Raw genomic sequence first — 6,674 nt, 5'->3', positions numbered from 1 at the left:
ACCGCGGGCATCCTCGACTTCGCGGGCGGCACGGTGGTGCACATCAACGCGGGTATCGCGGGTCTGGTCTGCTGTCTGGTGCTCGGCAAGCGCGTCGGCTACGGCAAGGAGTCGATGGCGCCGCACAACCTGACGCTGACGCTGATCGGTGGCGCGATGCTGTGGGTCGGCTGGTTCGGCTTCAACGCGGGTTCGGCGGTAGCGGCGGACGGCCGTGCCGGCTTCGCGATGTTCGCGACACAGGTGGCGACCGCCGCGGCGGCGCTCGCATGGATGTTCGCCGAATGGGCGGCCAAGGGTAAGCCGTCGGTGCTCGGTATCGTGTCGGGCGCGGTCGCGGGTCTGGTGGCGGTGACGCCGGCGTCGGGCTTCGTCGGCACGGTAGGCGCGCTGGTGATCGGCATCGTCGCGGGCGTGGTCTGCTTCTGGTCGGCCACGTGGCTCAAGCACAAGCTCGGCTACGACGATTCGCTCGACGCGTTCGGCGTGCACTGCGTGGGCGGCATCATCGGCGCGATTCTGACGGGCGTGTTCGCGGTCAAGGACATCGGCGGCTCCGACGGCAACGTGATCCTGCAGGCGAAGGGCGTGCTGACGACGCTGATCTACAGCGGCGTGGTGAGCTTCGTGCTGCTGAAGATCATCGACATGGTGATCGGCATCCGCGTGACCGAAGAGCAGGAGCGCGAAGGCCTCGACGTGAGCCTGCACGGCGAGAAAGTCGAATAACGAAGAATCTGTTGCGCTGCGGGCCCGCGCTCCTGGGCCCGCCAGTCTGGAAAAAGCTGATCGCAGCAAAATTCGCCCGCCTTCATGGCGGGCTTTTTTCTTGCTGATCGGGTTGCGAACGGCAATTTTCCGCGCCTATCATCGAGATAGGGAGAATGCATTCGGGTCTGCTTGCGAATGGAGAAACCGTCCCCAAATGGACAAAGCATTTGCTCTACAATCTTTTTTCTCCAGTCTGCGAGTGATCAATGGTTCCGCACCTAGTTACGGCGTTAAACGGCCCGCTGCTCGACCTCGAGCGGAAGATCCTCGACGCCACGCCCGCTATCGAACGCTGGTTCCGGCTTGAATGGCAGGAGCACACGCCGCCGTTCTATTGCTCCGTCGATCTGCGTAACGCGGGCTTCAAGCTCGCGCCGGTCGACACCAACCTGTTTCCCGGCGCATTCAACAATCTGCCGCAGGAAGTGCTGCCGCTCGCGGTGCAGGCCGCGATGGCGTCGATCGAAAAGATCTGCCCAGACGCGAAGAATCTCCTCGTGATTCCGGAGCGCCACACGCGCAACGCGTTCTACCTCGAAAACGTCGCCCGGCTTGCGTCGATCATGCGCCAGGCGGGCCTGAACGTACGCTTCGGCACGCTCGATGAAACCATCAACGGCCCGGTCACGATCGCGCTGTCCGACGGCCAGAAGCTCGTGCTCGAACCGCTCGAGCGCTCGCAGCGGCGCTTGGGGCTGAAGAACTTCGACCCGTGCTCGATTCTGCTGAACAACGACCTGTCCGGCGGCATTCCGCCCGTGCTCGAAAATCTGCACGAGCAGTACCTGCTGCCGCCGCTGCATGCGGGCTGGGCAGTACGCCGCAAGTCGACGCATTTCTCGTGTTATGACGACGTCGCGAAGAAGTTCGCGAAGATGGTCGAGATCGATCCGTGGATGATCAATCCGTATTTCGCGCACGTCGAGGGCGTCGACTTCCAGCAGCGCACCGGCGAGGAAGCGCTGGCCGATGCGATCGACGGCGTGCTGAAGAAGATCGCGCGCAAGTATCGCGAGTACGGCATCTCCGAAAAACCGTATGTCGTGATCAAGTCGGATGCGGGCACTTACGGCATGGGCGTGATGACCGTGCACGACGCGTCGGAAGTCGCCGCGCTGACGAAGCGCGAACGCACGCGCATGGCCGCAACCAAGGACGGCCTCGAAGTGCACGACGTGATCGTGCAGGAAGGCGTGTACACGTTCGAGCGCATCGGCGAGGAAGTCGCCGAGCCGGTCGTCTACATGATCGACCGCTACGTGGTGGGCGGCTTCTATCGCGTGCACGGCAGCCGCGAGCGCGACCAGAACCTGAACGCGCCGGGCATGCACTTCGTGCCGCTCGGCTTCGAGCATACGGCGCTGCCCGATGCCCACGCGAAGCCCGGCGCGGCGCCGCCGAATCGCTTCTATATGTATGGCGTCGTGGCGCGGCTCGGGTTGCTGGCCGCATCGGTCGAACTCGAAAAGACCGATCCCGAAGCGATCCAGGTCTAAGCCATCTCGCGCGGCAGGATGGCGGCATGCGTGCCGCCAGCGCCGTCTTCAAAGACTATATTGACGAACAATGTCACGCCCGTCAGGGCGCACCGGGACTTTCATGGACATTCTTTTCATCGCCGATCCGCTCAGCCATTTCAAGATTTACAAAGACTCGACCTACGCGATGATGGCCGAAGCGGCGCGCCGCGGTCACACGGTGTACACCTGCGAGCCGAAGCATCTGGCGTGGACGGGCGGCGATGTCGAAGCGAACGTGCAGCGCATTGCGATCACCGGCGATACCGCCGATCTGCATCGTGACGTCTGGTTTGTCGCAGATGCCGCCGCGCCGCGCGCGCTTGCGAGCTTCGGCGCGGTTGTGATGCGCAAAGACCCGCCGTTCGACATGGAATACGTGACATCGACGTGGCTGCTCGAACTGGCCGAGCGTGGCGGCGCGCGCGTCTTCAACAAGCCGCAGGCGATCCGCGATCATTCGGAGAAGCTCGCGATCGGCGAGTTCGCGCAGTTCGTCGCGCCGACGCTGGTCACGCGCGATCCGGCGCGTCTGCGCGCGTTCCACGAACAGCACGGCGACGTGATCCTGAAGCCGCTCGACGGCATGGGCGGCATGGGCGTGTTTCGCGTGAAGGCGGACGGCATGAACCTCGGCTCGATCGTCGAAATGCTGAGCCACGACGGCGCACGCTCGGTGATGGCGCAGAAATTCATCCCCGAGATCAAGGAGGGTGACAAGCGCATCCTGCTGATCGGCGGCGAAGCGGTGCCATACTCGCTCGCGCGCATTCCTCAGGGTAATGAGGTGCGCGGCAACCTGGCGGCCGGTGGACTGGGTGTCGCGCGCCCGCTCAGCGAGCAGGACCGCAAGATCGCCGATACGCTCGCGCCGGTGCTGGCGGCGCGCGGCTTGCTGCTGGTCGGACTCGATGCGATCGGCGACTGGCTCACCGAAGTCAACGTCACGAGCCCGACGTGTTTCCGCGAGATCATGGATCAGACCGGCTTCGACGTCGCCGCGATGTTCGTCGACGCGCTGGAGCGCGCGGTCGGCTGACGCGCCGACTCTAGCGGCCTTGATTGCCCGGCCGCACCCCCAATCTGTGTAGTAAATCCGCATCAGGCGCGCCGTCGGGATTGGCGCGAAAATGAGGCTGCTACAATGCCCGCTCGCCCGACGATGCATTTCCACCCTCGCGACCCACGGCCGGTCCGGGGCGATGGCGAACCGGGCTCGAGTCCCGGTCCACGGTTTTGGGGCCGTTCTATTGCAGTAAGGCTGACATGGCAGGCATTCTGATCATTGCGCACGCTCCATTCGCCACCGCGTTGCGCGATTGCATTTCCCACATCTATGGCGGTTTGCCGGCGCGTATCGGCGTGATCGATGTGTCGCCGGATTGCGATCCCGCGCAGGTCGTCGCGTTCGCGAATTCGGAAGTCGCGCGGTTGAAGGAAGAGAACGGCGCGCTCGTGCTGACCGATATGTTCGGCGCGACGCCGGCCAACATCGCGGGCCGGCTCGCCACCGAGCCGGATGTGCGCGTGCTGTGCGGCGTCAATCTGCCGATGCTGGTGCGTGCGGTCTGCTATCGCGCGACGCCGCTCGACACGCTCGTCGACAAGGCGCTCGCCGGCGCGACCAAGGGCGTGCACGCGATCGGACCGGCGACGCCGGAACCGGTCGCGGCGTCAGCCTGCCCGGCCGATTGCCTGCCGGCGCTGCCGGCTGACGCGGCGCCCGCCGACTGTGTTCCCGCGTTGCCGGCCGATGCCGATCTGACGCAGAAGCCGGACGCGCCCGGCCTGTAAATCGGGCTGGTTCGCAGGCAAGCTTCGACGGATTCAAGCGGTTTCGCAACGGCGCCAAGCGCATTGCAGCCGCTTTGCAGTTTGACTTTTCACCATTTCATTCACCCGCGCTTCGGACCATCACATGCTGCAACAAGAAACGACAATTGTGAACAAGCTGGGGCTGCACGCGCGCGCGTCGGCCAAGTTGACGCAACTCGCGGGCAACTACCAGGCGGAAATCTGGATGAGCCGCAATGGCCGTCGTATCAACGCAAAGAGCATCATGGGCGTGATGATGCTCGCCGCGGGCATCGGCAGTACCGTGCTGATCGAAACGGAAGGTACCGACGAACAGGAAGCGATGGACGCGCTGTTGAAACTGATCGCCGATAAATTTGGCGAAGGTCAATAACGCCGCGCGCTTTGTGTTCGACAAACCCGAAAATGCCGCGGCTCAGTCCGCGGCTTTTTTTTCGCCGCCGACATTTGAATATCAGAAGAGGCCCGCTGCTAATCGACATTAAGGCTTATAGAAGCGGCGCGAAAGCCGCGGGGAAGAGTGCGTAAGGCCACATGCGCGTAGGGCGACACGCGTTTTCAATGTTTAAACCATATATTTTGTCCGACGCGTAGAAAGCGCAGCTTCGCGGTGTACGAGGACACCTGTATGCGATAACTCGTGCTGCGCTGCACACACCGCCGACATACTTCAAAAAGGCGCGGAATTTATAATGCCAGGTACAGTCTGAGAGCATTGCAGCGGTTTGCCGCGGCATCACACAACTAGAGGAGGTGCGCGTGTCATTCACGCTGCATGGAATTCCCGTCTCGCGCGGTATCGCCATCGGGCGGGCCTATCTGATCGCCCCGGCAGCACTCGACGTAGACCACTATCTGATCGAACCCGCCCAGATCGAAGGGGAGGTCGGGCGCTTTCGCGCGGCTCAGCAACGCGTGCATGAAGAACTCAACGTGCTGCGCGCCGATCTCGCCGCGGATGCCCCCAGTGAAATGGGCGCGTTCATCGACGTTCACACGATGATCCTGAACGACGTGATGCTGGTTCAGGAAACCATCGACTTGATCCGCACGCGCCGCTACAACGTCGAGTGGGCGCTGACCGAACAGCTGGAAAGACTCTCGCGCCATTTCGACGATATCGAAGACGAATACCTGCGCGAACGCAAAGCCGACATCGAACAGGTCGTCGAACGTGTGCTGAAGGCGCTCGCGGGTGCGCCGGGCATCGTCGACAACGTGCATGGCGCGTGCGATGAAATGATCGTCGTCGCGCACGACATCGCGCCGGCCGACATGATGCAGTTCAAGACGCAGACGTTCCAGGGCTTCGTCACCGATCTCGGCGGGCGCACGTCGCATACCGCGATCGTCGCGCGCAGCCTCGGCATTCCGGCCGCGGTCGGCGTGCAGCATGCGAGCGCGCTGATCCGCCAGGACGATCTGATCATCGTCGATGGCGACCACGGCATCGTGATCGTCGATCCCGCGCCGATCGTGCTCGAGGAATACTCGTATCGGCAAAGCGAGAAGGAGCTCGAGCAGCGCAAGCTGCAACGGCTCAAGTTCTCGCCGACGCAAACGCTGTGCGGCACGCGCATCGAACTGTGCGCGAACATCGAGTTGCCGGACGATGCGCGCGCGGCGATCGAATCGGGCGCGACCGGCGTGGGTCTGTTTCGCACCGAGTTCCTGTTCATGAATCACAAGGACCGGATGGCCGAAGAGGAGGAGCAGTTCAGCGCGTATCGTCGCGCGGTCGAACTGATGAACGGCTTGCCGGTCACGATCCGCACGATCGACGTCGGCGCCGACAAACCGCTCGATTCGATGGCCGGCGGCGACGGCTACGAGACCGCCGTGAATCCAGCGCTCGGCTTGCGCGCAATTCGCTGGAGCCTGTCCGAGCCGCAGATGTTCCTCACGCAGCTGCGCGCGATCCTGCGCGCGTCGGCGTTCGGCAAGGTGAAGATCCTGATCCCGATGCTCGCGCACGCGCAGGAAATCGACCAGACGCTCGATCTGATCCGCGAAGCCAAGCGCCAACTCGACGACGCGGGCATTGCTTATGATCCGAACGTGCAGGTCGGCGCGATGATCGAGATTCCGGCCGCCGCGATCGCGTTGCCGCTGTTTCTGAAGCGGCTCGATTTCCTGTCGATCGGCACCAACGATCTGATCCAGTACACGCTCGCGATCGATCGCGCGGACAACGCGGTCGCGCATCTGTACGACCCGCTGCATCCGGCCGTGCTGCACCTGATCGCGTTCACGCTGCGCGAGGCGAAGCGTGCGGGCGTACCGGTGTCGGTGTGCGGCGAGATGGCGGGCGATCCGGCGTTGACGCGTCTGTTGCTCGGCATGGGCCTGACCGAGTTTTCGATGCATCCGAGCCAACTGCTCGAGGTCAAGCAGGAGGTGCTGCGCTCGCATCTGAAGACGCTCGAAAAGCCCGTGGCCGACGTGCTGGCTTCGTTCGAGCCGGAAGAGGTGCAGGCGGCGCTCAAGCGGGTCGCGCTGGTGTGAATCCGACGCGCTTCGTCTCGCCTCGTTGAACGAAAAAACACCGCACATGCGGCGTTTTTCTGTTTC

General features: G+C 63.4%; 6 protein-coding genes. All 6 read left to right on the top strand.

Translation table 11 applies throughout. The features are described from left to right. On the top strand, window positions 1-729 hold a 729-nt coding region (locus tag AB3X94_RS10740), incomplete at its 5' end, for an ammonium transporter (RefSeq protein WP_368611477.1). Between the two features lie 248 nt (window positions 730-977). Beyond that, window positions 978-2,267, top strand: coding sequence for a glutamate--cysteine ligase (gshA, locus tag AB3X94_RS10735; protein ID WP_018434736.1), 1,290 nt, complete (start codon window positions 978-980; stop codon window positions 2,265-2,267). A 103-nt stretch (window positions 2,268-2,370) separates the two neighbouring features. Further along, window positions 2,371-3,327 (top strand): glutathione synthase, encoded by a 957-nt coding sequence (gshB, locus tag AB3X94_RS10730; RefSeq protein WP_176109665.1) that lies wholly within the window; start codon window positions 2,371-2,373, stop codon window positions 3,325-3,327. A gap of 227 nt (window positions 3,328-3,554) precedes the next feature. After that, a complete protein-coding gene (locus tag AB3X94_RS10725; protein WP_176109664.1) occupies window positions 3,555-4,082 on the top strand; it encodes a PTS sugar transporter subunit IIA in 528 nt (175 codons plus the stop codon). Window positions 4,083-4,206: 124 nt separating this feature from the next. Further along, window positions 4,207-4,476 (top strand): HPr family phosphocarrier protein, encoded by a 270-nt coding sequence (locus AB3X94_RS10720; protein ID WP_013088266.1) that lies wholly within the window; start codon window positions 4,207-4,209, stop codon window positions 4,474-4,476. A 386-nt stretch (window positions 4,477-4,862) separates the two neighbouring features. Further along, window positions 4,863-6,608: a phosphoenolpyruvate--protein phosphotransferase gene (ptsP, locus tag AB3X94_RS10715; RefSeq protein ID WP_176109663.1), complete on the top strand. Its 1,746-nt coding sequence runs from the start codon at window positions 4,863-4,865 to the stop codon at window positions 6,606-6,608. Window positions 6,609-6,674: the final 66 nt, after the last annotated feature.

The sequence above is a fragment of the Paraburkholderia sp. BR10923 genome, from assembly GCF_040948765.1.
In the GTDB taxonomy this organism is placed as follows: Bacteria; Pseudomonadota; Gammaproteobacteria; order Burkholderiales; family Burkholderiaceae; genus Paraburkholderia; species Paraburkholderia youngii.
Note: the sequence above shows the minus strand (reverse complement) of the source record. Positions and strands in the feature narration are given on the sequence as shown.

Bases quoted from the DNA above. Each gene is read 5' to 3' on its own strand.
- gshA (WP_018434736.1), top strand. From the start codon at position 978: ATGGTTCCGCACCTAGTTACGGCGTTAAACGGCCCGCTGCTCGACCTC.
- gshB (WP_176109665.1), top strand. From the start codon at position 2,371: ATGGACATTCTTTTCATCGCCGATCCGCTCAGCCATTTCAAGATTTAC.
- AB3X94_RS10720 (WP_013088266.1), top strand. From the start codon at position 4,207: ATGCTGCAACAAGAAACGACAATTGTGAACAAGCTGGGGCTGCACGCG.
- AB3X94_RS10725 (WP_176109664.1), top strand. From the start codon at position 3,555: ATGGCAGGCATTCTGATCATTGCGCACGCTCCATTCGCCACCGCGTTG.